Annotated in this window: 24 protein-coding genes; 11 read left to right on the forward strand and 13 right to left on the reverse strand. The window is 61.1% G+C overall.

What is annotated here, in order from left to right:
• Positions 1-42: 42 nt before the first annotated feature.
• Positions 43-513 carry a YHS domain-containing (seleno)protein gene (locus ACN0SY_RS04355; protein WP_417684787.1) on the forward strand — a complete coding sequence of 157 codons (471 nt, stop codon included), beginning with the start codon at positions 43-45 and terminating at the stop codon, positions 511-513.
• Between the two features lie 185 nt (positions 514-698).
• Entirely contained in the window at positions 699-1,289 is a 591-nt protein-coding gene (locus ACN0SY_RS04360; protein WP_417684788.1) for a peptidase C15, read from the forward strand.
• Positions 1,290-1,310: 21 nt separating this feature from the next.
• Here ACN0SY_RS04360 and ACN0SY_RS04365 read toward each other — a convergent pair whose 3' ends face one another.
• Positions 1,311-1,577, reverse strand: coding sequence for a hypothetical protein (locus ACN0SY_RS04365; RefSeq protein ID WP_417684790.1), 267 nt, complete (start codon positions 1,575-1,577; stop codon positions 1,311-1,313).
• Positions 1,578-1,696: 119 nt separating this feature from the next.
• On the opposite strand from ACN0SY_RS04365, the gene ACN0SY_RS04370 reads away from it, so the two are divergent.
• Complete coding sequence (locus ACN0SY_RS04370; RefSeq protein WP_417684791.1) at positions 1,697-3,112, forward strand: TIGR03808 family TAT-translocated repetitive protein; 1,416 nt, start codon at positions 1,697-1,699, stop codon at positions 3,110-3,112.
• A 21-nt stretch (positions 3,113-3,133) separates the two neighbouring features.
• On the opposite strand, the gene ACN0SY_RS04375 is transcribed toward ACN0SY_RS04370, so the two are convergent.
• Genes ACN0SY_RS04375 through ACN0SY_RS04385 form a run of 3 tightly spaced genes read right to left on the reverse strand, consistent with a single transcriptional unit; the run spans position 3,134 to position 6,213 of the window.
• Complete coding sequence (locus ACN0SY_RS04375; protein ID WP_417684792.1) at positions 3,134-3,934, reverse strand: dimethylarginine dimethylaminohydrolase family protein; 801 nt, start codon at positions 3,932-3,934, stop codon at positions 3,134-3,136.
• A 27-nt stretch (positions 3,935-3,961) separates the two neighbouring features.
• Positions 3,962-5,002, reverse strand: coding sequence for an asparaginase (locus ACN0SY_RS04380; protein WP_417684794.1), 1,041 nt, complete (start codon positions 5,000-5,002; stop codon positions 3,962-3,964).
• Between the two features lie 35 nt (positions 5,003-5,037).
• Complete coding sequence (locus ACN0SY_RS04385; RefSeq protein ID WP_417684795.1) at positions 5,038-6,213, reverse strand: aminotransferase; 1,176 nt, start codon at positions 6,211-6,213, stop codon at positions 5,038-5,040.
• A 267-nt stretch (positions 6,214-6,480) separates the two neighbouring features.
• Here ACN0SY_RS04385 and ACN0SY_RS04390 point away from each other — a divergent pair, with 267 nt between their 5' ends.
• Complete coding sequence (locus tag ACN0SY_RS04390) at positions 6,481-6,780, forward strand: tyrosyl-tRNA synthetase (protein WP_417684797.1); 300 nt, start codon at positions 6,481-6,483, stop codon at positions 6,778-6,780.
• A 456-nt stretch (positions 6,781-7,236) separates the two neighbouring features.
• On the opposite strand, the gene ACN0SY_RS04395 is transcribed toward ACN0SY_RS04390, so the two are convergent.
• Positions 7,237-8,367 carry a helix-turn-helix transcriptional regulator gene (locus tag ACN0SY_RS04395; RefSeq protein WP_417684798.1) on the reverse strand — a complete coding sequence of 377 codons (1,131 nt, stop codon included), beginning with the start codon at positions 8,365-8,367 and terminating at the stop codon, positions 7,237-7,239.
• Between the two features lie 214 nt (positions 8,368-8,581).
• Between ACN0SY_RS04395 and ACN0SY_RS04400 the strand changes: the two genes are divergently transcribed.
• Both ACN0SY_RS04400 and ACN0SY_RS04405 read left to right on the forward strand, forming a co-directional pair.
• Positions 8,582-9,358 (forward strand): SDR family oxidoreductase, encoded by a 777-nt coding sequence (locus ACN0SY_RS04400; RefSeq protein WP_417684799.1) that lies wholly within the window; start codon positions 8,582-8,584, stop codon positions 9,356-9,358.
• Positions 9,359-9,582: 224 nt separating this feature from the next.
• The gene (locus tag ACN0SY_RS04405) at positions 9,583-11,181 is read left to right on the forward strand and encodes a SulP family inorganic anion transporter (protein WP_417684801.1); all 1,599 of its coding nucleotides are present in this window, start codon (positions 9,583-9,585) and stop codon (positions 11,179-11,181) included.
• A gap of 76 nt (positions 11,182-11,257) precedes the next feature.
• Here ACN0SY_RS04405 and ACN0SY_RS04410 read toward each other — a convergent pair whose 3' ends face one another.
• The 3 genes from ACN0SY_RS04410 to ACN0SY_RS04420 all read right to left on the reverse strand — a co-directional run bounded on the left by ACN0SY_RS04410 (position 11,258) and on the right by ACN0SY_RS04420 (position 14,362).
• On the reverse strand, positions 11,258-11,998 hold the full coding sequence (locus tag ACN0SY_RS04410) for a DUF5765 domain-containing protein (RefSeq protein ID WP_417684803.1): 741 nt from the start codon (positions 11,996-11,998) through the stop codon (positions 11,258-11,260).
• A 127-nt stretch (positions 11,999-12,125) separates the two neighbouring features.
• A complete protein-coding gene (locus tag ACN0SY_RS04415) occupies positions 12,126-12,755 on the reverse strand; it encodes a GNAT family N-acetyltransferase (RefSeq protein WP_417684805.1) in 630 nt (209 codons plus the stop codon).
• Between the two features lie 551 nt (positions 12,756-13,306).
• Positions 13,307-14,362, reverse strand: a complete 1,056-nt coding sequence (locus ACN0SY_RS04420) for an EF-hand domain-containing protein (protein WP_417684807.1) — start codon at positions 14,360-14,362, stop codon at positions 13,307-13,309.
• 236 nt (positions 14,363-14,598) lie between these two features.
• On the opposite strand from ACN0SY_RS04420, the gene ACN0SY_RS04425 reads away from it, so the two are divergent.
• Together ACN0SY_RS04425 and ACN0SY_RS04430 are read left to right on the forward strand one after the other, a co-directional pair.
• The gene (locus ACN0SY_RS04425) at positions 14,599-15,327 is read left to right on the forward strand and encodes a response regulator (protein ID WP_417684808.1); all 729 of its coding nucleotides are present in this window, start codon (positions 14,599-14,601) and stop codon (positions 15,325-15,327) included.
• Complete coding sequence (locus tag ACN0SY_RS04430; RefSeq protein WP_417684810.1) at positions 15,324-16,766, forward strand: ATP-binding protein; 1,443 nt, start codon at positions 15,324-15,326, stop codon at positions 16,764-16,766. Before ACN0SY_RS04425 ends, ACN0SY_RS04430 begins: the two co-directional genes overlap by 4 nt.
• 5 nt (positions 16,767-16,771) lie before the next feature.
• Here the strand turns inward: ACN0SY_RS04430 and ACN0SY_RS04435 are convergent, their stop codons facing one another.
• The 4 genes from ACN0SY_RS04435 to ACN0SY_RS04450 all read right to left on the reverse strand — a co-directional run bounded on the left by ACN0SY_RS04435 (position 16,772) and on the right by ACN0SY_RS04450 (position 19,835).
• Positions 16,772-17,491 (reverse strand): methyltransferase family protein, encoded by a 720-nt coding sequence (locus tag ACN0SY_RS04435; RefSeq protein WP_417684812.1) that lies wholly within the window; start codon positions 17,489-17,491, stop codon positions 16,772-16,774.
• Positions 17,492-17,559: 68 nt separating this feature from the next.
• Positions 17,560-17,910 carry an antibiotic biosynthesis monooxygenase family protein gene (locus ACN0SY_RS04440; protein WP_417684814.1) on the reverse strand — a complete coding sequence of 117 codons (351 nt, stop codon included), beginning with the start codon at positions 17,908-17,910 and terminating at the stop codon, positions 17,560-17,562.
• 2 nt (positions 17,911-17,912) lie between these two features.
• Positions 17,913-18,743 (reverse strand): hypothetical protein, encoded by an 831-nt coding sequence (locus tag ACN0SY_RS04445; protein ID WP_417684816.1) that lies wholly within the window; start codon positions 18,741-18,743, stop codon positions 17,913-17,915.
• Between the two features lie 186 nt (positions 18,744-18,929).
• A complete protein-coding gene (locus tag ACN0SY_RS04450) occupies positions 18,930-19,835 on the reverse strand; it encodes a LysR substrate-binding domain-containing protein (RefSeq protein ID WP_417684818.1) in 906 nt (301 codons plus the stop codon).
• An 87-nt stretch (positions 19,836-19,922) separates the two neighbouring features.
• Between ACN0SY_RS04450 and ACN0SY_RS04455 the strand changes: the two genes are divergently transcribed.
• Complete coding sequence (locus ACN0SY_RS04455) at positions 19,923-20,849, forward strand: PhzF family phenazine biosynthesis protein (protein ID WP_417684820.1); 927 nt, start codon at positions 19,923-19,925, stop codon at positions 20,847-20,849.
• Between the two features lie 78 nt (positions 20,850-20,927).
• On the opposite strand, the gene ACN0SY_RS04460 is transcribed toward ACN0SY_RS04455, so the two are convergent.
• Positions 20,928-23,090, reverse strand: coding sequence for a malate synthase G (locus tag ACN0SY_RS04460; RefSeq protein WP_417684822.1), 2,163 nt, complete (start codon positions 23,088-23,090; stop codon positions 20,928-20,930).
• Between the two features lie 360 nt (positions 23,091-23,450).
• Between ACN0SY_RS04460 and ACN0SY_RS04465 the strand changes: the two genes are divergently transcribed.
• On the forward strand, positions 23,451-24,371 hold the full coding sequence (locus ACN0SY_RS04465) for a DMT family transporter (RefSeq protein ID WP_417684823.1): 921 nt from the start codon (positions 23,451-23,453) through the stop codon (positions 24,369-24,371).
• Between the two features lie 112 nt (positions 24,372-24,483).
• Positions 24,484-26,985, forward strand: coding sequence for a cation:proton antiporter (locus tag ACN0SY_RS04470; RefSeq protein WP_417684825.1), 2,502 nt, complete (start codon positions 24,484-24,486; stop codon positions 26,983-26,985).
• Positions 26,986-26,993: the final 8 nt, after the last annotated feature.

Raw genomic sequence — 26,993 nt, forward strand, 5'->3', positions numbered from 1 at the left:
TGGCGACGTCCGCTTTCCAACCCGAACCATTTGGGAGACATCATGAAGAACGTTGTTCGCAGCAGCCTTGCCGCCATCGCCCTGATCGCGGCCTCCATCACCAGCGCATTTGCCGTCGGCCCGGACGTCAACGCCACCACGACGGGTCTTGCGATCCGCGGCGTGGATCCGGTTTCGTATTTCACCGCCGGCGAACCCCAGGAAGGCAAGGTCAATATCACCGCCATTCATAACGGTGCGACATACCGCTTCACCTCGGAAGCAAACCGCGACGCTTTCAAGGCAAATCCGGCCAAGTATGCCCCGCAGTTCGGCGGCTTCTGCGCCTACGGCACGGCAAAAGGCGTGAAAGTCGACGGCAATCCGGAGCTCTGGAAGATCGTCGATGACAAGCTGTACCTGAACCTGTCGAAGGAAGTGGTGAAGCTCTGGAACGAAGACGTCAATGGCTACATTCACGAGGCCAACGACAACTGGACCAAGATCAAGGACGTCGATCCGTCGAAGCTCTGAGATCTCGGTCCTGCAGAATGGCCGGGTGCCCCTCCCGGCCATTCTTGCATCGTCGCGCTGAGGCTTTTCGGCGGACAAGGCGGTCACAGCCGTGAAGTTGTCGTGTCCGGATCTTGCGTTCGAAGTGAAACACGCCCAGTTTGCCTTTCAGCTGACCTCCTTCCGAGCACTCCGGGATCTTTCCTTTGAAGACACTTCTCGTGACCGGCTTCGAGCCCTTTCCCGGCATGCCGGTCAATCCGACGTCCCTGCTTGTCGAGCGCCTGCCCAAGCGCCTTCCCTCCGTAAGGGACGTCGAGTTCCGGTTTGCCCTGTTGCCGACCACATGGTCCGGACGCAAAGAGGTAACCGATGCGCTGCGGAGCACGCTTGCGCCAGCGGCTATCGTGCATCTGGGAGTGGACGGAAGACGCCGGACCATCAATGTGGAGACCCGCGCCGTGAACCGGGCCACGCGAATCCGCCCGGATGCAGATGGCCAGCATGCCGAAACGCCGTTTCTGGATCGGACCGGACCGTCGCAGCGCCAATCCACATTGCCTGCCCGCGCGCTGCAGCAAGCAGCCCTTCGCACCGGAGTTCCGGCACGGTTGTCAGTCGATGCGGGCGATTATCTCTGCAATGCGACGCTCTGGGACAGCATCGCCAGCGGCATTCCCAGCATCTTCATCCATGTTCCGAGCCTCCCCAGGGGCCGGTTCGAGCGACGGCCTTCCCTACAGCGGGTCGAAGCGGGCGTTGCCGCGATCCTCATTGAAACGGCCAGGCGGATCTGAGTTTCAAACACCCGAGTTCACTCAATCGAGCTGATCGCGATGCTCGTGCAGGAAGTGGCGCAAGGCCATGAAGAGCTCGCGCGCGTGCTCTCTGTCGCCCCTTTTCAGGGCTTCGCGAATGTCGTCCTCGATCATCTGACGGATCCGCGCGGGCCCCTTTGCCTGGTGCAGAAGATAATCCCCCAGCGCAATCGCTGCCATTTCCGGGATATGTTCATGCTCGGCGAGTGCCAGAATCTCGCCCTCGTCAAGGCCGCTCATGCCGATGCAGTCGTCTATGGTGATCATCACGCGCCTCCCTGCTGCGTTCGCGAACAATATGACGCAAGGGAAGTAAGATCATTGATCCGGCTCAATAACAGACGCAGGTTTCTGCCGTCCGGCACGGTGTTTGCTCCGTTTCCGCCATGATCAAGCTTCTTTCCAGATACGGGACACACGATCCCCTCTCCACCGCCAAATTGAGCCGCCGAGCGTTCCTTGGCGGGACAGTTGCGGGGTCTGCACTGTTTCTATCCGGGACACCGGGTCAGACCGCGATCCAGCTCGCGGACCTGCGAGGCTCCATGGATGCCAGCGAACTTGGCCTCGTCCCGAATGCTGGCGATGACCAGACCGCAGTCTTCCAGCGAGCGATCAATCGGGCCGTCGAGAACGGCCGTGCACTGTTTCTGCCTGCCGGCAACTACCCGGTCGCCAATCTCCGGTTTCCGTCCGGTACCCTGATCGTCGGCGTTCCCGGGCGTACACGCCTGATCTATCAGGGCGGCGGGGGGCTGCTGGCAACGGCGGAAGGCGTCTCCAACGTCTCGCTGTCAGGCCTCACCTTCGACGGTGCCAACCAGACCATCGGCGATCACACGGAAGGACTGCTTCATTTCGTCGGCGTGCGCGAGATCTCCCTCACCGACTGCGCGGTCTCCGGTTCGTCCAAGAGCGGCATCGTGCTGGATCGTTGCTCCGGCCGCGTCTCGCAATGCTCGGTCACCGGCGCTGCCGAAGCGGCGATCCGGTCGAACGAGGCCATGGGGCTCCAGATCGCAGACAACGTCATCGCTGACTGCGCCAATGGCGGCATCTGGGTACATCGCTGGAAGGAAGGCGAGGACGGTACCATCGTTACCGGCAACCGGATCGAGCGGATCGGGGCGAAATACGGCGGCACTGGCCAATGGGGCAACGGTATCAACGTCTTCCGGGCTCATGGCGTCGTCATCTCCAACAATCGCGTTGCCGATTGCGCCTTTTCTGCCATCCGGTCGAATACCGGTTCGAACGTGCAGATTATCGGCAACTCCTGCCTGAGGTCCGGAGAGGCGGCGATCTATTCCGAATTCGCCTTTCAAGGGGCGCTGATCGCCAACAACATTGTCGACGGCGCGACCACTGGCATTTCCATGGCGAATTTCATGGATGGCGGCCGGCTGGCAATCTGTTCGGGCAACCTGATCCGCAACCTGTCGGCTGAAGGCCCCTACCCGCCGCAGGTGTCCGGCTTCGGCATCGGCATTGCCGCGGAAGCCGATACGACCATCACCGGAAACGTTATCGAGGGAGCGCCGCGTTTCGGCATGCTGCTCGGCTGGGGGCCGTACATGCGCAACATTGTCGCCTCGCAGAACGTACTGCGCGCCTGCGGTACCGGGATTGCCGTGACGGTCGTCGAAGGTGCGGGCTCGGCCGTAATCAGCCAGAACATCGTCCAGGCCTCGCAGAAGGATGCCATCGTCGGCTACCGCTGGCTCGACAAGGCAACGCGCGAGCTTGACGGCACCCGCGACTGGTCGCATCTGCAGGTATCAGACAATCAGGTCTCGGCCTGAGGCGCCTGACCCGCTTTCGGGTCAGGCAAGCGCAAAGCGCAGCGACAGGCAACTGAGGCCACCGTCGACCTTGCGTGCTTCGTGGGTCGGCAGGACAACCGTCCGGAACCCGGCACCCTCGATGGCGCTCAAGGTCTTCGGATAGCCTTCAGGCACAAGAACCACGTCATTCACCCGGATGACATTGGCGGCATACTCCTCGCCTTCCTGCACCACGACGACCTTCCGGTCGCCGAAAAAGCCGCTGTCGACCATGGCCTGCGTCGCCAGGATCACTCCGTCGCCGAGTGTCGAGCAGGCGGTCTTGAAATGCAGAACACCTTCGGGCGTATCAGCCACGCGGGCATTGTAGCCCCAGTCGCCGAGGAGCATGGCAAAGGCCATGGCACCCTCGCGGTCCGTGCGGGCCGACAGACCGATCAGGATCTCGTCATCAAGCATCAGCACATCGCCGCCATCGACGTGGCCGGTCCCCGGTAATTCGACGACCCGATCGAAACGCGCTTCCAGTGCGGAACGGATTTCACTCACCTCGCCTTTGCGGCTGTCGGCGCCCGGACGCAGCAGGATCGCACCATTGGGCAGGCAGAAGGCCGGGTCCTCGACGAAACAGCTGTCCGGATAGTCTTCCAGCGGCGGCAACACGTCGACGGTCAGGCCGGCAGCCCGCAAGGCTTCGACGTAGGCGGCATGTTCAGCGCGAAAAGCCTCTCCACTCGGGTTGCCGGCATCAACCGCCCTCAGGCCATTAGCCACGCTATCGGACGGTGTCCGGGTGATGGCATGGGTGAAGGTCCAGGAAAGACCGTCGCGGTGCGCCATGTCCGGCTCCTTTCGCGCAAGTTCGGATCAGGAAAGAGCGGCCTTGAGGGCGTCGAGGAACTCTGTCGATGGCCGGATCTCCCCAGCCTCGAAGCCGACCCGCGTCTTGACCGGCGGATTGACGAAATCGTCGAGAACCTTGGCCTGCTCGTCGTCCGTCTCCAGCATCACTTCCAAAACCGATGCCATCATGCATTCCGAGCCTCGGGTAGCACCATCATCGCACTTGAGGGCAATACCGACGCCCATCTCCGGGATCGTCGCGCAGAACACGCCCTCGGCACCGGTCTTGACGAAGACCCGGCCCTTGAAGGCCTCCATGACCCTCGTGCAGAAGCGATCCGTTCCGGCGACCATGAAGGGCTCGTTGACGCAGGCCTCGTAAAGGCGTTCGCAGGCTTCTGCGCGAACCGGATCCAGCCCTTCGCCGGTCCCGAATACTGCAAAGGCCCTGGCAAGGCCGGTCAGCGAAACGCCGTAGGTTGGGATCGAACAACCATCAGTGCCGCAGACATCTTCCGTGAGTTCTTCGCCGGTGAAGGCTTCGACCACTGCCTTGATTTCCTGCTGGACCGGATGCGAGGCATCGACATAGCCCTTGGTCTGCGCGCCCAGCACCTTGGCAAGGCCAAGGAAGCCCGCGTGCTTGCCCGAGCAATTGTTGTAGAGCGCGCCGGGTGTCTCGTCGGCACGGATCAGTTCTGCGATGTCCTCGAGCCTTTGCGGCCACTGCGAGCCGCATTCCAGATCGTCCTCGGTCAGGCCAGCCTTCATCAGCATGACCCGTGCCGATTTGACATGAACGGATTCGCCACTGTGCGAGGCGCAGCAAAGCGCCAGTTCGGCATCGTCAAAATCGAGCGCATCGGCCGCGCCGCTCTCGACCAGCGGAATTGCCTGCAGAACCTTGATGGCCGAGCGGGGGAAGACCGGACGGGCGAGATCGCCGATGGCGCAGATTGTCTTGCCCGTTTCGTCGACGACTGCGAGCGCGCCACGATGGCGGCTTTCGACCAGCTGTCCACGCGTGACTTCAACGGTCACCGGGTTGGAAACGGTTTGGCTCATTCGGGGCGCTCCATCGGCACAGGTATGTTCTTTGTTCAGCTGGCAATAGCGGCCGGCCGCATCCACTTGGTGAGCCGGTTCATGGCTTCCTCGATCACGTGATCCTGCTTACAGAAGCAGAAGCGGATGAAATTGGTAGGTGCATCGCCGCCATAGAAAGCAGAGACGGGAACGGCGGCAACGCCTGCTTCCTCGACCATACGCTGGCAGGCCTCGACATCCGTCTCGCCAATGCCAAGTCCAGTGATGTCGCAGGTCAGGAAGTAGGTGGCCGCGCAGGGCAGAACCGTGAAGCCAAGGGCTTCGAGCCCATTGGCCATGAGATCGCGCTTGGCGGCAAGGTCTCCGGCCAGACCGGTGTAATAGTCGTCGTCCTTGGCGAGACCGAAAGCGACCGCCTTCTGCAGGTTCGGCGGTGTCGTGAAGGTCACATACTGGTGCGCCTTGGCGATCGGGTCGATCAGCTTTGGAGCGCCTGTAATGTAGCCGACCTTCCATCCGGTCAACGAGAAGGTCTTGCCCGCCGAACCGATGCGCAGCGTGCGCTCGGCCATGCCGGGATAGGTCATCAGCGGGCGATGGACCTCGCCCTCGAACACCAGATGCTCGTAGACCTCGTCGCAGATCGCATAGACGTCATGCTCAACGCAGAGCCGCGCAATCGCCGAGAGTTCCTCGTCCGAGAAGACCTTGGCCGCCGGGTTCATCGGGTTGTTGATCAAGAGCGCCTTTGTCTTCGGCGAAAAGGCAGCGGCAAGGACGTCCAGATCGAGTGACCACGCCGGCGGCGTCACCCGAAGGCGTACCGGAACACCACCGGCGCGTTTTACCAGCGGCAGGTAGCAGTCATAGAGCGGCTCGATCAGTATGACCTCGTCGCCCTGCTCGACCAGCGCCATGATGCAATCGGTCAAGGCTTCCGTCGCACCCGAAGTGACGACGATCTGGGTCTGCCAGTCGACATCAAGGCCGTAGAAGCGCTTGTTGGCAGTGGCAACCGCCTGCCGCAATTCGGGGAGGCCGAGCATCGGCGGATACTGGTTCGGTCCGTCTACGAGCGCCTTTGCGGCAGCTTCGCGAATGTCCAGCGGTCCGTCGACGTCCGGGAATCCCTGCCCCAGATTGACCGCACCATGGGCCATTGCCAGACGCGACATGGTCTCGAAAATGGTGGTCTCAAGCCCGGTAAAGACAGGATTGGTGGGTTTCATTGAGAGGCTCCCCCGCCGGATCGCTTTCAGTGCATCGCATGCTGCCGATAGATGCACCTGTTCGGATGTCGGGTTTTATCGCCAAGGCCGGGAGGCGTCGAGACGAAAAACGGCTCCCCCCTGCTTCAAGCACGTAAAGACCATACCGTGATGGCCATCACAGTCCGGGAAAGCAAGTCGCCCTAAGGTCAACTCATCGGCGCAGACATCCACACACAAACGCCGAGCGCCCCGCCGAACGGGGCACCAACAGAGAGGACCAGAACCATGTTCAAGAAGATCGCAGCAGCCACCTTGGCCATTGCCGTCATTTCCACCGCAGCCGTTGCAACAACAACCGCACAGGCGGAAGCCAAGAACGGAAAGACTGCGGGAGCTTTCGCTGCAGGCGCCGTAATAGGCCTTGCAGCCGGTGCCATCGTCGGATCACAGGCACAGCCGCGTTACTACAGCCCGCAACCGGTCTATGGTCAGCCACGGCGCGATTGCTACCGTGAGCCCGTCCAACGCTGGAACCCCTACCGGGGCCGCTACGAGGTCGTCAGCTATCGCAAGGTCTGCTACTGATCGCCTTGAATGGCCTTCACAAGACCCCGGCACAATTGCCGGGGTTTTTGCTTCTGCGGATTGAGCACCGGAAGAGTGGCCAGGCTCGGCGCCCCATGACCCAGCCTCAATCATGAAAAAGGAGCGGTCTTTCGACCGCTCCTGATGAAAAAATAATATGTATCAAAGTAACGACTTAAAAGGTCTTGCTTGATGCGGTTCGGCATCCGGACTTCCGCTGAAAATCGGCAGCTACCAGATCCCATGTGGCGGACCGCTTCACCTGCCCCCAACGAGACAAGTCTTGCCAAGGATTTCAGACCGGGCATGGCCCTTACCCCCCTGACAATTCAACTTAGCCGAGCTTTTACTTCTCCGGCATCCCCCAAATGGGGGATGCCGGCCGGAAAAATGCCAAATGGGTTCCTCGATTGCAGGCGAGAAGGGCCATGATGGCTCAAAGCCTTCCGGCGCGAATCAGGCGCCTGAGAGAAAGCAGAAGCGCTCTAGACGAGAAACAAAGGCCTTCTGATTGGCGACCCCAGCCTTGGCCATGGCGGACTTGAGCTGCTTTCGAGCCGTGTCCAGCGCGATCCCGGCCATGAGTGCATGCTGGTCGAGGCTTATACCGCTCGCGATGGATGCAACTACTCGAGATTCCGCGGCGGTGATGCCGAAAAGCTCGCAGAACCGGCTCACTTCATTTTCTCCGATCACCGCGCCATCAGAGAGCGGCGTGATCAGCATGACGATTGCCGGTGCCTTAAGGATGGAGAAACAGGACAGCGCGGCGCGGGCGGTCGTCAGGCGAACGCCATAGGTCTCAAGGGTTACTGGATCGACCGCCAGGAATTCGGTGCTGGTCCGAACGTCTTCACGCATCAGCCGTGCCAACGCCTCCTGCCACCGCGCCTGGGATGCGCGATCCCGAAACACCAGCCCATCCTTTCCGTGACGGAGGAGGCCATCGCGCAGGTAGTTTTCGGAGGTTTCGTTGGCAAAGAGCAGCTTGCGCTGGTCGTTGAGAATCACCACGCCCTTGCCGCTCCGCGACCACAGGTCACCCAGGGCATTTCGCTGGATCTGCAGATCAAGATTGCCCGAATATAGCCTAACGGCGTGTCTCAGATGCGGAAGGAGACGCCGCAACCGTGCCAGCTGGTCGGCGTCGAAGGGATTGGCGTCGTTGCGCGGAGCGACCCCGAAGCCGGCGTAGAGGGTGTCCCCCGACAACAATGAGATTGCCTGGTTGCGCATGCCGCTGACCGACAGCAGCTCGTTATAGATCGCGCCATTCTTCTTTTCGTCCGCTGTCAGCACGTCGTCTTCGAGAAGAATGGTGTTGATCGGCGCCTTGATGATGCGCTCGATCCGCGGATCAACGGCAATGTAGTCGGTTACGTAGCTTGTGTAGGCGAACTCGTCGACGCATTCGTAGTGCATGTCGACCGGAATGGATCCGGGCTTGTCGATCATGATCAGGTTGATTGCGGCCCCGCCGACAAAATCCGAGAGCTTTGCGAGATTTTCTGCCCAAAGGTCGGGGTTCAGGGCAGCGTCAAAGAAGCCGTCAACGATCTCGTCTTCCGTATAAGTGCTGCCAAGCATATGCTCTCCCCGCCGGCTCACTTAACACCTGAAACAACTCCCTACTCAATCATTAGGTCACATTGCATACATCGTCCAGCACAAGTTGAGGAGACTTCCGCCACCTCTACGCTCATCCGCTAGATGGACAAGGCGCGCGGCAGGCTCCAAAAGATAAGCGCTTGGGGCATCACATGACCCGATTCTGTATTAAATGACTTCTTGGGAGGAAGATTTGGATCTTGGTTTAAACGGCCTGCGGGTTCTGGTGACCGCGGGAGCATCAGGAATTGGCCTGCACACCGCACGAGCCTTTGCGCGCGAAGGTGCGCGCGTGCATGTGTGCGACATCGACGGACACGCGCTTGAGGCCTTGCGCGCCAGTGACCCGGCTATCAGCACCAGTGTTTGCGACGTTTCGGATCGCGGACAGGTCGACGCGCTTTTCGCCGATGCGCTATCGGCGCTCGGGGGGCTCGATTGCCTCGTCAACAATGCCGGCATCGCGGGGCCGACCGGCGCGGTTCAGGACATAGCGCCCGAGGATTGGGACCGGTGTATCTCCGTCACCCTTACCGGCCAGTACAACTGCACCCGCCTCGCGGTCGATCACCTCAAGGCCTCGTCCAATCCCTCGATCGTCAACCTGTCCTCGGCGGCAGGCAAGCAGGGCTTCCCCCTGCGCAGCCCCTATTCCGCAGCGAAATGGGGCATTATCGGGTTCACCAAGACTCTCGCTCGTGAGCTCGGCCCGTTCGGCATTCGGTGCAATGCCATCCTGCCTGGCGTTGTTGACGGCGAACGCATGCGCCAGGTGATTTCCGCAAAGGCGGGGGCCGCAGGCAAAACCTTTGAACAGGTCGAGGGCGAGTTCCTGGCCGCCGCCTCGATCAAGGAAATGATCGATCCGGACCAGCTGGCCGACATGATCGTCTTCCTGGCTTCCAACCGCTCGAGAACCACCTCCGGGCAGGCAATCAGCATTGACGCCGACCTGCAGATGCTTGCCTGACATTATCCTTGCCTGCGGCATCTTCAGACTGCCGCAGGTAACGGAAAACCGCGCTTTTCCTGACCCAACCTTGCTGCAATGCGAAACTTTCGGTAGAAGGGCTGAAATTTGATTTGGGTCAAATCCGCGAGCCCCTCCCATATTCGCTTGCGCCGATCCGAAGTCTCGCCAGACAGAAAGACCGACGCCGGAAATCGGCGCAACTGACAAGATTGGAGTTGTCCTTGACCGCACGCGCCGAGGCACTTGCCCCCGTTACATCCACCAAACTGACACCGTCGCGGATCAAGATCGAACTGCTGGCAGGTCTGACGGTCGCCCTCGCCCTCGTACCCGAAGCGGTGGCCTTTGCTTTCGTGGCAGGCGTCAATCCACTGGTCGGTCTCTACGCAGCGTTCTTCATCGGCATCATAACGGCCTGTTTCGGCGGCCGTCCGGGCATGATCTCCGGCGCCACCGGAGCGCTCGCGGTCGTCATGGTCACCCTGGTCGCCCAGCATGGCGTGGAATATCTCTTCGCGACAGTCGTTCTCATGGGTGTGATCCAGGTGGTGGTTGGCCTCATGCGCTGGGGCAAGTTCATCCGGATGGTTCCGCATCCGGTGATGCTCGGCTTCGTCAACGGCCTCGCGATCGTGATCTTCCTGGCGCAGCTCGGCCAGTTCAAGGTTCCTGACGGCGCAGGCGGCCTGACCTGGATGACCGGTTCCGACCTTTACCTGATGCTCGGCCTCGTCGCGTTGACCATGGCAGTCATCTGGTTCCTGCCGCGCCTGACCGGCGCCTTTCCGGCGCCGCTGGCAGGAATTCTTGTCGTTTCGGCCATCGTGCTCACCTTTGGACTCGAGACACGCTCGGTCGGAGACCTGGCCTCGATCGCCGGTGGCCTGCCGGCGTTCCACATTCCGATGGTGCCTCTGACCTGGGAAACCTTCGAGATCATCCTGCCCTACGCCGTCATCCTGTCGGCAATCGGCCTGATCGAATCCCTGCTGACGCTAAATCTCGTTGCCGACCTCACCAACACCAAGGGTGGTGCGTCGCGTGAATGCCTTGCCCAGGGCGCGGCCAATGTAGTGACCGGCTTCTTCGGCGGCATGGGCGGCTGCGCCATGATTGGCCAGTCGATGATCAACGTGAAGTCCGGCGCGCGGACCCGCCTTTCGGGCATTTCCGCAGCTCTCTTCCTGTTGTCCTTCATCCTGTTCGCAGCGCCTCTGATCGAGCAGATCCCGGTCGCCGCACTCGTCGGTGTGATGTTCATGGTGGTGATCGGCACCTTCGCCTGGGCATCGCTGAAGATCATGCACAAGATCCCGCTCACCGATGCACTGGTGATCGTCATCGTCACCTGCGTGACGGTCTATGCCGATCTGGCGGTTGCGGTCGTGGTTGGCGTGATCATCTCCGCCCTCGCCTATGCCTGGAATGCAGCCAGCCGCATCAGCGCCCGTACCGGCATTTCAAAGGAAGGCTGGAAGGTCTACCGCCTCTCCGGCCCCCTGTTCTTCGGCTCCACCACCGGTTTCCAGGATCTGTTCGACATCCAGAACGATCCGGACGACGTCGTCATCGACTTCATCGACAGCCGGGTGGTCGACCACTCCGGCCTGGAGGTCATCGATGCCGTGGCATCGAAGTACGAGGCAGCCGGCAAGCGCCTCCATCTTCGTCACCTGTCAAAGGACTGCCAGCGCCTCCTGGAAAAGGCCGGGAACCTTGTCGAGGTGTCGGTGCTGGAAGATCCGGATTACGAAGTAGCCGTCGACTACGGCAACAAGTTCGACAAGAACGCCGATCCGAAGGCCTCCCCAGCGTCATAATCAGGGACGGTCTCCGAACCGAAAAATCCGGCCGGTGCCCTGCACCGGCCATTTTCGTTTCTTGTATGGCGATAACTCAGGAAGCGGCTTTCCACTTCGCCGGCCAGGCGAACCAGTTCGACACGCTGACAAGATCAAACATCTTCGGCACCAGGGCGATCACCAGGATCCCGATCGAAAAGAGGCACCAGACTGCCGGCATTTCATTGAGGTTGCCGGTCAGGTGGTAGGCGAGGAATGGTCCGACAAGAGTGTGAAAGATGACAAACCGCCAAGAGCCATAGAGCAGCGGCAGGACGAAGGCCGTGGCCAGATAGGTCGGGAAACCGACATTCATGCCGACAAGGTCATCAAAGGGGATGCTGATGCCGTTGAAGGGAATTTCCCAGCCGATATGCCAGCTGCCGGAGACGAGGCAAAGTACCGGCCCGCACAAGGGTTGCCCATCCCGGCACAGGCCCGCCCAGTCCATGGGGTAAAGCTGAACCAGCATGAAGATCGTCGACACAAAGCAGGCGCCGAAAACCCATCCACGCACATTCCGCCTCACTTCATGGGGCACCAGTTCCATGGCCAAGGCGTTTATGAAGAAGGGCTGGAAGGCTATGTGCAGGTAGGATAGCAGCGTCACCGTCTGGTTGACCGGGCTGCCGCAGGCATCCGCATACGAGTAGCCGATTGCCTGTAGCCCCTCCATCACGGTGAAATAGCCGAGCGTCGCGGAGATGGCGGACGGCATGCGCTTGTGCATGGCGTAGAGCGTTGCCGCCGAACCGCTGGCAACCATCGCGAATGTGACGCTCTCGCTCCAGCACATGCCTCAATTCTCCTCCCGCACCGTCCATGTCATACCAGCCATAGCAAACAGTGCCACGAGGCGGAAATGATCTGGCCCAAACAAAAGGACCGGCGAAATGACCGCCGGTCCTTGACTGAGCCTGAGCTCAGGCAACGCGCTTGTAGAGGGGCCGCGAGGCTTTGCGCCCCCGGGCTGTGGCAAGATCCGGCTCGCCAGTGGCGACCAGACAACCGGCAAATCCGGAGAGATAGCCTTCCTGCAGTTCGATCGCCAGAAACCGGTCGCGTTCCAGCGTTCCGGGCATGGTGACGTCTTCGAGCAGGCCGCGGGCAAACCCGAAGCGCTGGTAGTAGGCGTAGTCGCCGACCAGAATGACGGCGCCATGGCCCGCCATTGCTGCCTGGTTGAGCGCATGGCGCATCAGGCGTCCACCAACCTGCTGGCTGCGGCACTCGGTTTCGACGGCGAGCGGGCCGAGCAGGAGCGCGCCCCACCCGTTGCCGTCTTCCACGTTCCACAGACGGACGGTACCGACGAGCTCTTCGTCCTCGTTCAGCGCCGTGAAGGCGAAGGCAGGCAAACGGCCTTCGCGCAGACGCTCTGACGTCTTGGTGAAACGGTCCGGGCCGAAGCTGCGGTCAAGCAGGGCCTCACGGGCACCCACGTGGGCCGGGATTTCAGAAACGATGTCGATGCTGCCGCCGGTCTGACCGGACGGGACACACTGGCCCTCGGCATCGCGCCGTCCGAGAGAATCAAGGTTGCGTTCGCTCATCGGGGGGGGGTCCCCTTCCATTCCAATCACGTCGCAGGGTGCCAGATGCGGATCCGCTGCCACACCGGGATGGAACCGGAGAGCGCGGAGCTTCATATGGCGACGGTTGGGCACAGGGACCGTTGAACTGACGGATTTCCCGGGCTTTCCCGCGTGTGATGCCGTTGATTGGATCGGGAGACCGAACCGCACGTCGGGCAATGATGTAATAAGTGCCTCATCAGTGACCCCGGGGGTTGGAACCCCGGCAGAGACTACAAGGCCCTCTTACGTCGTTGCTTTAAGCCGTCCGGTTTGCTGCGATCCGCCTTGGCGGCGGAGGTGTTTGCAGCGGCCCCTTTTTCAAGTGGACGACCACGGGCACGTGCGAATTTGGGCAAGACGTAGATGCGCCCAATCGCTCTGCGTTTCAAGAAGAAATTGACCTGGACCAGATTTTTTTCGTGCAGTGGTGAATTGCAGCTTTCGCATGGCTTGCGCCTGCAACGGAAAAGAGAAAAGGCCGCCTCGGGCAAAGCGGCCTTTTCCGTCAACTGCCGGTCATGGACCGGTCAGCTGCGTGGACCCCGGTGATGGTCGTTGTCCCTGTGGTGCCGGCCTTCGCCGCCGTGCTTTCCCTTGTCGGCATGACGGCCGCGCCGGAAGTCGGCCTTGGTAATGACGCCATCGCCATTACGGTCCATGCGACTCAGCATGTCGGCGGTATGGGCTGCATGCTCTTCAGCGGTGATCGACAGATCTCCATCCACATCGAGCCGCTGGAACATGCGTACGGCCTGCTTGTCATGCAGCGTCATCCAGATATTGGAGAAGTCGGTCAGCTCGAAACCTCCGGAGTTGTTCGTGTCGGCGGACGCAAAGAGCTGTCCACGCACGCTGTCGAACTCTTCACGAGTGATCTTGCCGTTGTTGTCGGTGTCGAAATGCTCAAACAGGCTGAGCATCATGCCACCGCGCGGACCGCCACCGAAGCCGGGACCACGATGTTCGCCGCGCTCACCGCGCTCCTTGCCGTAGCGACGCTCCCCGCGATCATCATCGTCATCGCCGCGTCGCTTGCCTCCACGCCGGTCGTCATCGTCATCATCGTCGTCAGACATGGAACCTGGTCCCCGGTCGTCGCGCATCGGGCGGCTCAGCCGCTCCAGCTCTCCATTGCCGTCGCGGTCGAGTCGGGAAAAGACCCGATCGCTGAAACCATCGAACTCCGCCGTCGTCACGGTGCCGTCGCCATCTGCATCGAGACGCTGGAAGGCGCGTACCTGACGATCCTTGCTGTTTTCCGCAAAGGCAGCCTTGAATTCGGAGAGGTCAACTGCTCCGCTGCCGTCCTTGTCGTGTTCCGCAAATCGTGTTGAGGCGGCTTCATCGATCTCGGACTGAGTGATGCTGCCGTCGCTGTTGAGGTCGAAGCGCTCGAACATCTTTTTCGCGCCCTTGCGTCCGCCCTTTCCTGCCGGACCGAAACCGGGACCGAAGTCGCCGCCCATTCGATCCGCGTGATGCCCCTTGCCCCAGCCGAATCCATCGGCCTGGGCCGCCGTCACCGCGACGGTTCCGACACTTGCCGCCAAGGCTGCGATAGCAATCGTCTTAAAGGGTTTCATCTTCTGTCAGCTCCTTTGTTGCTGCGTTGACGAGCTGAACATAGGAACCAGTTGTCGCAGAAATACGTGCCAAATCCGGTGCAAGTGTCACCGAATGTGGCGGCGGCGCCTCCAGATACACCTTGATACAAGTTGCCTGCACCGAAGCTGGCGACGCACACTAGCTTTGGTACAGGCCCTTGCGCGATATAGTGGAAACAAGGCGCGCACACGCGAGAACAACATCGGAGATCCGAGTGAACGATCCCAGCCCCCATATCCTTGTCGTCGACGATCACCGCGATATTCGCGAGACGCTTGCACGCTATCTGGTGAAGAACGGTCTGCGCGCGACGAGCGCAGAGAGTGCTGCGCAGGCGAGAAAGGTGCTCAAGGCCGCGTCGATCGACCTTGTCGTCCTGGACATCATGATGCCAGGTGAAGATGGGCTGTCGCTCTGCCGTCACCTGGTGGAGGCCGGCAACCTGCCGGTGATCCTGCTGACCGCGATGGCCGAAGACACCGACCGCGTCATCGGCCTGGAGATCGGTGCGGACGATTATGTCACCAAGCCATTCAACCCGAGGGAACTCCTGGCCCGTATCCGCGCAGTGCTGCGGCGGACCACCGCCGTACCGAAGGAGCGCGATCCGCTGGAGCAGGAAACGCTGCAGTTTGAAGGCTGGACGCTTCAGGTCACAAAGCGGCAGCTGCTCGATCCGGAGGGCATCAGCGTGCCGCTCTCCAGTGGAGAGTTCCAGCTTCTCTGCGCCTTCCTGAAACGGCCGAAGATGGTTCTCAACCGCGACCAGTTGCTGGACCTGACGAGCGGGCGCACTCCCAACGTGTTTGACCGGTCCATCGACAATCAGGTCTCGCGGCTGCGCAGAAAAATAGAGAAGGACCCCAAGAACCCGGAACTCATCAAGACCGTCTGGGGCGGCGGGTACATGTTCAGCGCCGGTGTGGAAGGTTCCGCTGAATGAGCGACATGATCAGAAAGCTGATCAATCGTCTGTCCGCTGCGAGCCTCGGTGCGCAGCTCGTCGGCCTATTGCTTGTGGCGGTGATAGCGGCGCAGACGATCAGCATCTGGGTCTTCCACGATGAGCGACGGTTGGCGATCATCGAGGTCGCCCGCGATAGCATTCTCCAGCGATCCGTTTCGATGGTGCAGCTCCTGGAAGAGACACCTGAAACCTATCACGCCAGGATCCTACAGGCCTCCAGCAGCCATTTCAGCAAGTTCTGGGTCAGCCCCGAACCTGCCGTCGCCACTCCGCCCGGTTCGAAGGGTGAAGAGAAAATGAGCCGATATCTCGGTGCTCAATTTGAACCGCCCCGCGAAGCGCGCGTGGACATCCAGAAGGTCTGGCGGCCAAAGATCAGGGACGACGATGGTGAGCGCCGCCGTCGATGGGACGACGATGATGACGACGAGCAGCTGCGCCCCTGGGAGCGCGAGAAGCTGAAACGGCCATCTCGCGGCAAACTCGAGTTGACCATGTCGATCAGGCTTGCCGACGGGAAATGGCTGAACCTTGCGACCGACTATCGTCCGCCCCCCCGCTCGCTCATTCCGTTGATGACCCAGATGGGCATGACGATCATCGCCATCGTCGTCATCGTCGGTCTGGCGGTCCGGCGCCTTGCCAAGCCGTTGCGCAACCTTGCTGCCGCCGCCGACCGCCTGGGCCGCGGCGAGGATCTGCCGCCCCTTTCGGTGGAGGGCCCTCGCGAGGTGCGCGCCGTCACGACTGCTTTCAACGACATGCAGGCGCGCCTCACCCGGTTCGTCAACGACCGGACCCGGATGCTGGCGGCAATCAGTCATGACCTGAGGACACCCATAACGTCGCTGCGGCTGCGCGCGGAATTCATCGACGATGACGAGAACCGCAACAAGATCATCGAGACCCTCGACGAGATGGCTCAGATGACCGAGGCTACCCTTGCCTTCGCGCGGGACGAGGCGACCCGGGAGGCGGCGGTTCCAACCGACCTTACGAGCCTTGTGGAGAGCATCGCCGCGGACCAGCAGGATCTCGGCCACACCGTGTCCGTAACCGATGGCGACCGGATCGTGCTGACCTGCCGATCCATGTCGTTGAAGCGGGCCTTGCGGAACCTGATCGAGAACGGCATCCGGTATGGCGAGGCGGTCGATGTGCGCCTGCGACAGGACGGGGGCGAGGCGCAGATCCTGATCTCGGACAGGGGGCCGGGCATTCCGGAGGACCGGCTGTCGGACGTCTTTGAACCTTTCGTCCGTCTCGAGGAATCGAGGTCGGAAGAAACCGGCGGCATCGGTCTCGGACTGGCGATCACCCGCTCGATCATCCACGCCCACGGCGGCACTATCGAGCTGAAGAATGGCGCGGACGAGGGCCTGACTGTCGAGGTGCGCCTGCCGCTTGGCAGGTGAGGTTCTCAGTAGATCCCTGGAAACAACCGGTATCTCACAGCATCGGCATAGGAACGGTAACCGGGCAGTTCTTCCTGCAGCGTCCTGTCTTCAAGTTCCGTGCGGACGACGGCGACAAGCAGCGCGACGCCGGCGGGAATGAGCGTCCATGAGGATTCGAGAGCCAGAACAAGGCCCGGGAGCGCCAGAAGGTTTCCGGCGTAGCCCGGATGACGGACGATCCGGTACGGCCCGGTGTCGCAGACGACATGGCCCCGGTCTGTCTGGATGCGCATCATGGTGGAGAAGAAGCGGTTCTCGGCAAAAGCCCACGTTGCAAAGCCGTATCCAAGCGCAATCAGGCAGAGTCCGGCCACCTGGAGCCAGACGGAAAACGAAGGCGACCAGCCGAAGCGGTGATCGAGCCCCGCAACGACGACCAGCGGATAGGAAAGCGTTACCGCCATCAGCGGCGCAAGAACCCGATCCCAGGCTTTGACATCCGGCGACTTGGCGACCTTGGTCCGTTCGGCCATCAGACCCGGGTGACGCCCTTCCGCCCAGATGCGCCCGCCAAGGCCCGCGACGACGATAAGGATGGAAAAGACCCAGGCCTGCCACCAGCCTAGATCGCCGCCGCAAACCAACAGCACCAGCGGGATGGAAAGATAGGCAATGACCGATCCCAGCCATTGGTGGGGCGACGCCCGCTGGTCCGATACCTGGTTTTCGGCCCGCGTTTCCATGATCTGCCTCCTTAGTGACTGCCATGCGGACCGGTGCCGCTGGACCTGAAGGTGCAGATTTCCGCCCTTCAGTCCCTGACGTGAACCGCCAGACTGTCCTTCGGGGCCTCATCCCGCTCGTTCATGCCGTAGTCGCGCATGACGCTTGCTACCCGCAATCGGTAGTCCTTGAAAAAGCTGTTGCGGCCCGCGGTCTGCGCCTTGCGGTGTTCCATCACATTGCGCCACTCATTGAGAGCAGCTTCGTCGCGGAAAAACGAGAGCGACAGCAGTTTTTCCGGGTTGGTCAGGCTTTGAAACCGCTCGACGGAGATGAAGCCGTCGATCTGCTCAACGATCTTGCGCATCTCCGCCGCCATGTCGAGATAGGGCTGCTTTTTGTCCTCGTGGGGAACGACTTCGAAAATCACGGCGATCAAGGTCAGGCCTCCGGCTCGTAGCGCACATATGCGAATTCTGTCCCGTCCGGCGACCAGGACGGCACGTTGATCGTGCCCTGCCCGCCAAACAATTCCATAAGGACGCGGATGTTTCCGCCGTCCATGTCCATTTCCCGAAGCTCCACATCAAGGTCGCGCGGATGCCCTTCGACCCCAGGCGCATAGGACAGGTAGACAATCCTGTCACCCGCCGGCGAGGGATGCGGGAACCAGTTGACGCGTTCATCGGAGGTAATCTGTGTCAGCTCGGCGCCGTCGGTCTCCATGCGCCAGATCTGCATGGACCCGCCCCGGCTGGAATTGAAATAGATCCATCTGCCGCAGGGCGAATAGTCCGGTCCGTCGCTGTGTCCCTTGCCATCGGTCAACCTTCGCTCGGCACCACCGGTGACAGCGATGGTGTAGATGTCGAATGTCCCTTCGCGCTGCGCGCAATAAGCCAACTCCTTTCCGTCTGGCGACCAGCCGTGCCAGTAGGATGGCTCCAGTTCGGTGACACGTTCCGGTGCACCGCCTTCGAACGGAAGGGTGTAGATGGTCGACTTGCCGGAGCGGGACTGGTCGGAGATGACTATCCGCGTCCCGTCCGGAGAGATCCCGTGATCGTTGTTGCAACGGATCGCGTGGCCGGTGTCGATCTCTTCTGGAGCACCCGTGCCATCGACGGGAAGCCGGTAGAGGCGGCCATTGCCATTGATCACAAGCCACCTGCCGTCGGGCGACCAGTTGGGAGCCTCGACCAGATCGTTTGTCTGGTGGACGACACGGCTTTCCCTCGTGCCGATGGTCATGATCTCGACCGAACTTCGCATTTTCCCCTCCCCGCCGCCTTGCGGCAGAGTTCCGGACCAAGCGGCCGGAACGTCCTCTCCTTTGGCAAGTGGTAGAACAAAACCGCAGCGAGATGCCAGGGTTTATGTGTTTGTCGATGTCAGGCCTGGGTCGCGACGTTCAGCGTCAAGTACAGGCTCAGGGCATGACGGAGGCGCTTCGGTTCCTCACGACCGCTTCATCTGGCTCTTGAGCCATCTGGACAGGGCCTGAAACCCTTGTGTTTGTGCCAGCTCCGAGGTCGCAACCAGCCAGTAGCCGGCACGGCTCTTCACCCGCTCTCCAACCTCGACCAGGAAACCGGCGGCCAGGTCATCCTCCACCAGAAGAGTTCGTCCCAACGCCACGCCCATGCCGCTTATGGCCGCCTGAAGTACCAGATCGGTGCGATCGAAGGTTGCCGCTATCTCCGGCTCGGCTTCCTGCCAGCCTCGTGCCCGGAAGTAGCTCTGCCAGTCAAACTCGGTTCCGTCCGCTGCCGCCCGGCGGTCTGCCAAAAAGGCGCAGCCTCCGGGCACGCACATCTCCTGCGACAAAGGTGCATTCAGAAAGCCGGGCCTGGCGACAGGAATGAGCTCGGCCGTGTCCAATCTGACGGAATGAAGCCCCGGGTATGGCCCAACGCCAAACCGGACAGCCGCCTGCGCACTTCCGCTGCGCAGATCGCTTACCGCGTCATCGACGTCCAGCACGAGTTCGAGACCGGCCGCCTCAGCCTGCGCCAATCGGGGTAGAAGCCATTTCATCGCGAGCGAGGACGAAACCGAAAGCCGCAAGGAGCGCGACCGTTGCAAATCCTCCAATTCCCGCAATGCCGCCTCGAAAACCTCAAGGGATCTGGTGGCCGCGGAGCAAAGCACGCTTCCTGTTGCCGTCAAATCCAGACGCCGAGTTGTGCGTTCGAACAGCGGCGCTCCGACCACCTCCTCCAGGGCGCGCACCCGGTGGCTGACAGCGGACTGTTGCAAGCCGAGACGCCCAGCTGCGCGCGTAAAGCTCATCTCCTGGGAAATGACTGCAAGGAGCTCCGCATCCTTGAACAGGCGATGAAGCAGATCGCGATGGTCACTCATGAATTTTTCTCATTCATATATCATTCGAAAAAGCCGACTTAGTCGCCATATCAAGCCAACAAGTTGAAACAATCATTGCAGGTAATCATGACACAGGCTCAAAAAAATATCACCACCCGCGTCGTCAGCAGCTTCATTCCAAGCACACACGCAGCTGGCTCGAATTCGGCTCAAGGAAACCCCGCGGGTGTGGTGCTGGATGCGGACGGGCTGACAGACGGCGAAATGCTGGAAATTGCCGCGAAGATCGGACTTTCGGAAACCGCATTCGTTTCAGCGTCTCGCACGGAAGGCTTCAAGCTCGATTTCTTTACCCCGACGCGCCGTATCGCCCACTGCGGACACGCCACGATCGCGGCCTTCAGCATTCTGGCCGATCTGGGAAAGGTCGAAGACGGATTGACCTCGAAGGAAACAGTTGATGGCCCGCGCAAGATCATCATCCGGAACGGCGAAGCCTTCATGGAACAGCTTGCCCCCAGATACGAGACTTCGGAGGCCTGGTCAGCGCGGAATGTCTCGACGGCAGATGTACTGAACTCTCTTGGATTAGCGGAAGCGGACCTTGCGCCGGGGGCTGCACCGATCGTGGTCAACACGGGAAACCGCTTCATGATCATCGGCGTCAATTCGACCGCCGCCTTGAGGGGACTGCAACCCGACCAGCAGGCGATTGAAAGCATCAGCGAGGCGCTGGACCTGATTGGCTATTATGTCTTCACGCAGGGCGATGCCGCCGCCGGGCACGACGCCGCGACGCGCATGTTCGCACCTCGCTACGGAATTGAGGAGGAATCCGGCACCGGCATGGCCGCCGGCCCACTCGCCTGCTTCCTTCACGACAAGCTCGGCATGGAAAAAGCCGAATTCCTGATCAGTCAGGGCGCTTTCATGACGCCGTCGTCACCTAGCGAGATCAAGGTTTCTCTCGATCTGGATGCCGGTGGGGCCATTGGTGGATTGATGGCAGGCGGCCGCGGCAGGGTGAGCGAGGAAAGGGTCATATCCATCTGACCGGAGAGATGGGCTGGAACGAAAAACACCCCCGCAAATGCTTGCGGGGGTGTTTCCATTTTCTGAGGACGTATACCGTCAGGCGGCATTCTTGGCCTTGAACTCGATGCGGCGGCGATGCAGCACCGGCTCGGTATACCCGTTCGGTTGTTCGGTGCCCTTGAACACCAGATCGCAGGCCGCCTGGAAGCCGACGGAGGCGTCATAGTCCGTAGACATCGGACGATACAGCGGATCTCCGGCATTCTGCTCGTCCACAAGCTTGGCCATGCGCTTCATCGTCTCCATGACCTGTTCCTCGGTGCAAACACCGTGGCGCAGCCAGTTGGCGATGTGCTGGGAGGAAATGCGCAAGGTGGCACGGTCTTCCATCAGGCCGACATTGTTGATGTCCGGAACCTTGGAGCAGCCGACGCCCTGCTCGACCCAGCGCACGACGTAGCCGAGGATACCTTGCGCGTTGTTGTCGAGTTCCGCCTGGATATCGTCCGGGGCCCAGTTCGGACGCTGTGCGACCGGGATCGACAGGATGTCTTCAAGCTTGGCCTTCTCGCGGGACTTCAGCTCACCCTGGCGCTCTGCCACATTGACCTTGTGGTAGTGCAGCGCGTGCAAGGTTGCTGCCGTCGGGGACGGAACCCAGGCCGTGTTGGCGCCGGACATCGGGTGGCCGATCTTCTGCTCCAGCATGGCTTCCATGAGGTCCGGCATGGCCCACATGCCCTTGCCGATCTGGGCATGGCCCGGCAGACCGCAGGCAAGGCCGACGTCAACGTTGTTGTTCTCGTAGGCACCGATCCAGGTGGCGGCCTTCATGTCGCCCTTGCGGATCATCGGACCTGCTTCCATGGAGGTGTGCATCTCGTCGCCGGTGCGATCCAGGAAACCGGTATTGATGAAGAACACCCGGTCCTTTGCGGCACGGATGCACTCCTTGAGGTTGACCGTGGTGCGGCGTTCCTCGTCCATGATGCCCATCTTCAAAGTGTTGCGGGTCATACCAAGCGCGTCCTCGACGCGGTCGAAGAGTTCGACTGCGAAGGCGACTTCTTCGGGCCCGTGCATCTTCGGCTTGACGATATAGACCGAACCGGCGCGGGAGTTTGCCCGGCGACCATTCGGGCCGATGTCATGCAGCGCGATCAGCGACGTGACCATGCCGTCGAGAATACCCTCCGGCACCTCGTTGCCGTCCTTGTCCAGGACCGCGTCGATGGTCATCAGGTGACCGACATTGCGCACCAGCAGGAGCGAACGGCCATGCAGCGTCAGCTGGGAGCCGTCGGGTGCGGTATAGCCACGGTCGCCGTTCATGCGGCGCGTCATCATCTTGCCGCCCTTCTCGAAGCTTTCCTCGAGATCGCCCTTCATCAGGCCCAGCCAGTTGCTGTAGACGACAACCTTGTCCTCGGCATCGACAGCGGCAACAGAATCCTCGCAATCCATGATGGTGGACATTGCGGATTCCAGGATGACGTCGGCGATGTGGGCCTTATCGGTCTTGCCGATCGGATGATTGGCGTCGATGACGACTTCCAGATGAAGGCCGTTTTTGGTCAGGAGGACTTTGGACGGGGAAGCAGCGTCGCCGTCATAGCCTGCCAACTGGGCTGCATCCTTCAACGCGGAGGCGCCGCCGGCGGTCGCAACCTTCAGCGCGCCGCTCTCAACAGACAGGCCCGTTGCGTCGGACCAGGAGCCGCTGGCCAGAGGCGCGGCCTCGTCCAGAACCTTGCGGGCATAGGCAATGACTTCTGCGCCGCGCGCGGGATCGAACCCGCCGCCTGCAGGCTTGGAGCCCATGGCGTCGGTGCCGTAAAGTGCATCGTAGAGCGAGCCCCAGCGTGCGTTGGCAGCGTTGAGCGCATAGCGGGCGTTCATCACCGGAACGACGAGCTGGGCACCGGCGACCTGGCCGATTTCCGGGTCGACATTTGCCGTGCCGACCGAGAAGGCATCGCCTTCCGGGATAAGATAGCCGATTTCAGTGAGAAAGGCCTTGTAGGCGGCCATGTCCGGAGTGCCGGGATTGGCGCGGTGCCAAGCGTCGATCTTCGCCTGGAGGTCGTCGCGCTTTGCAACAAGTGCACGGTTCTTGGGGGCGAGGTCGTGCACAATCGCCGACAGGCCCTTCCAGAAGGCATTCTGGTCAATACCGGTGCCCGGCAGTGCCTTTGTGTTGACGAACTCATAGAGTTCACGGGCAACCTTCAGACCTTCTGCGTCAATCCGCGCCGTCATCTGCGTATCCCCCTCGTGGTGTTCTCGTTTCTGATCGCAGGTTCGAATGCAGCCCCGTGGAGCCTGGACTCCTGGCCGCATTTTTCAAAGTCCCTGTTTTCGCGGCAAGCGACCGTCACGTCAATTCCGAACCCACCTCAATTACTTTTTCCTTAGTGGAAATAATCAAAATTATTTTGTCCTCGAAATATAGTTCGAGTGCCTTATTGTTTGACCTTGCAACTTAAACCGAATTTTGCGAAAGCCGAGGATACACCCATGACGGCGCGCCATTTTCCTTGAAATGTTGCGCCAGACTGGCCTCACCAGCCCCCACTGCAATCTGCCAGATAATCGTTTTTCCGTCTGAAGAGGAAACCCATGTCCACCGTGAAGGCACTTTTTCTTGGCCGGGTCTTCGGAAATCCGTTCTTGCTGCTCACGCTGACCACCTTGATGTGGGGCGGAAATACCGTGGCCGGCCGGCTTGCGATCGGTGAAGTGTCCCCGATGGTCGTGGTGTTCCTGCGATGGCTGATCGTAAGTGTGGTGCTCGTCGCCCTTACCCATCGACAGATCGCAGCCGAGTGGAAAGAAATCCGGCCGAACCTTCGCAAGATGGTCGTGATGGCGACCTTCGGCTTCACCGGTTTCAACATGCTGTTCTACATCGCCGCGCACCAGACGACCGCGGTCAACCTCGGCATCATTCAGGGCTCCATGCCGGTGCTTGTCCTGATCGGCGCCGTGTTCGCATTCGGCGTGCGCGTTCGTTTCCTCCAGATCTGCGGCATCCTGCTGACCCTTGCCGGTGTCGCCACCGTTGCCGCGCAGGGCGATCTCGACATTCTCCTGGCCTTCTCGGTCAACCCCGGCGACGGCATCATGCTGATCGCCAGCCTGTTTTACGCCGGCTATACCCTGTCCCTGCGCAACAGGCCGAAGGTGTCCGGCATCGTATTCTTCACGGTGCTTTCGGTGGCCGCGGCGATCATGACCCTGCCCGGCCTTGCGTTCGAGATCAGCCGGGAGACCGAACAATGGCCAACCACCTTCGGCTGGGGCGTCGTTTTCTATATTGCGCTCTTCCCATCCTGCCTGGCGCAAATCTTCTTCATGCGCGGTGTCGAAATCATCGGGCCAGCCCGTGCAGGCGTCTTTCTCAATCTCGTGCCGATCTTCGCGGCCGTGCTGGCCATCCTGATCCTCGGAGAGCCGTTCCACATCCACCATGCTGTCGCACTGGCGCTGGTCCTTGGCGGCATCTGGCTGTCCGAGAGGAAGAGCACTCCGCGGCCCTGATCTGATAACGTTGAGGCAAGGTTCCGGCAGATCCCGAATTTGCCGGAATTGAGCTGCGAATGAGCCTCTTTGCGGCCTTGGCAAGGCCTCGGCGACACGGCAGATTGGTGTCATGGAAACGCCGATCATCGTGGCAGCCTTCGCCGGGCTGCTCGTCACCATTTCACTTCTGCAACCCCTGGCGCGGCGCTTCGGCGTCGCGCCGAGCGTGTTGCTTGCGTTGGTCGGCACCCTGATCGGCATTGCAGCGACCTACCTGCTCTACACACCGCGCACCGACGTCTTCAACACGATCGCTCTTGTCTTCGTCGATCCACCGATCGATTCGGAAAAGATCCTCTATATTTTCCTTCCGATCCTGCTGTTCCAGACGACACTGACCCTCGATGTCCGCCGGATCTTGGAGGACATCGGGCCAATCCTCGTCATGGCGGTGGTGGCCGTCTTCGTGGCGACATTCTTCATCGGGCTCGCTCTCTATCCGCTGGCCGGGGTGCCCCTGGTTGCCTGCCTGCTGCTTGGTGCCATCGTCGCGACAACGGACCCGGTTGCGGTTGTTGCGATCTTCCGCGACATCGGGGCTCCGGCCCGTCTGGGCCGTATCGTCGAGGGCGAAAGCCTGCTCAACGATGCCGCTGCCATCGTTCTGTTCGTCATCCTTCTCGGGATCCTGACAGGTGACCAATCACCCGACGCGATGAAAGCGGTCTTCGCCTTTCTCAGATCCTTCGCTGGTGGCGTCGTCGTCGGCGTCCTGATGGCACGCGCTTTCGTTATGGTATTGCCGCTCCTGCGCGATCTTCCGCTGGCCCAGGTCACGCTCAGCCTGGCCATGCCCTATCTAGTCTATGTGACCTGCGACCAGTTCGCCGATGTGTCGGCCGTCGTTGCCGTCGTTGTTGCCGGCATCGTCTTCAACCTGCTTGGCCCCTCACGCATCGCGCCGGCACACTGGACCTTCCTGCACGATGTCTGGGAACAGATCGCATTCTGGGCCTCCTCGCTCATCTTCGTGCTTGCCTCGATCCTCATCCCCCGTCTGGTTCAGGGCTTCGCGCCGATAGATTTGCTGCACCTTCTGGTGCTCGTGGTTGCCGCCCTTGTCGCCCGGGCCGTGGTGATCTTTGGCTTGCTACCGGTGCTGTCCACCCTGCGGATGGGGGAAGCTGTCAACAACCGCTACAAGACAGTGATCCTTTGGGGAGGTATGCGCGGCGCCGTCACTCTGACGCTTGCGCTTAGCGTCTCCGAGCACATGGCCCTGTCACCCGAAGTCTCGTCCTTCGTGACAAAGCTCGCGACAGGCTTCGTGCTGTTCACCCTGATGGTCTACGGCACAAGCCTGAAGCCACTTATCCGTCTGCTCAAGCTGAACCAGCTTTCCGCCCGCGATACCGCTCTGCGCAGCCAGTTCCTAGCCCTTGTCCTGTCTGACGTCCGGCTGGAAGTCGAGCACGCTGCCCGGGACTACAAGATCGACAGTGACGTTGCGGGCAAGGTATCTCAGCGGTACCGGGATCGCGCGAAGGCAGCAGCGGAGGCCTCCGGTTCCGTTGATGAGCTGAAAGACAAGGAGAGGGTCATCCTCGGGCTTGTCGCCCTGGCGGATCAGGAGCGGGCTCTCGTGCTTCGGCACTTTCACGAAAAGACACTGTCCAGTCGGTCGGTCTCCCGGCATCTTGCCGCAGCGGGCCGGATCAGCGACCTGACCCGCTCAGAGGGCCGCGCCGGCTACAACAGGGCAGCGCGCCAACCCATGAGGTTCGGACCGGGCTTCCGCCTGGCCCAGTGGCTGCACAGACGCCTGAAGATCGGCAGATTCCTGGCCACGGCTCTTGCCGACCGGTTCGAGTATCTGCTGGTCAGCCGGATCATCTCCGAGGAACTGGTTGCCTTCAACATTCGCCGCATCCGGCCTTTGGTCGGCGAGCGCGTTGGAAGCATCCTCAACGACACCCTCTGTGCACGTCGCGACGAGATTACCCGAGCGATCGAGGCTTTGCGTCTCCAATACCCCGACTATGCCGAGGCTCAGGAAACCCTGTTCCTGACCAAGACCGGCTATCGGCTGGAAGAGACGGCCTATACCGAAGCCCATGCGCATGCGCTTGTCGGGCCTGAACTCTACAACGACCTGATCGGCGAACTTGCCCGCACCCGGGCGCAGGTTTTCGAACGCCCCAAGCTCGACCTGGGTCTCGACACGCTCGACCTTCTCGGCAAGCACAGGCTGTTCAGGGATCTCGATGACAAGCGGATGCGCGCGCTGGAAAAGCTGATGCGGCCACGCTTTGCCACACCGGGAGAGAAGTTGATCACCAAGGGTGAGAAGGGCGACACCGCCTACTTCATTTCGTCAGGTGCTGTCGAGGTGAAAACAGAGACGGACACGTTCCGGCTCGGCCGTGGCGAAATGTTCGGTGAAATTGCCCTGGTAACCGGGCAGCCGCGTAGCGCGGACGTGATCGCCCTTGGCTATTGCCGGCTGCTCGCCCTTTCGGCCTCCGACTACAAGCAGCTACTCGGGAAGGCTCCCCAGATCAAGGAGCACATCGATACGCTGTCCGCCGAGCGGCAGTCGGTCAACGCTGGAAACCAGCATTCAACCGACTGACCAAGGCC

This window comes from Roseibium sp., from assembly GCF_048261595.1.
Classification (GTDB): Bacteria; Pseudomonadota; Alphaproteobacteria; order Rhizobiales; family Stappiaceae; genus Roseibium.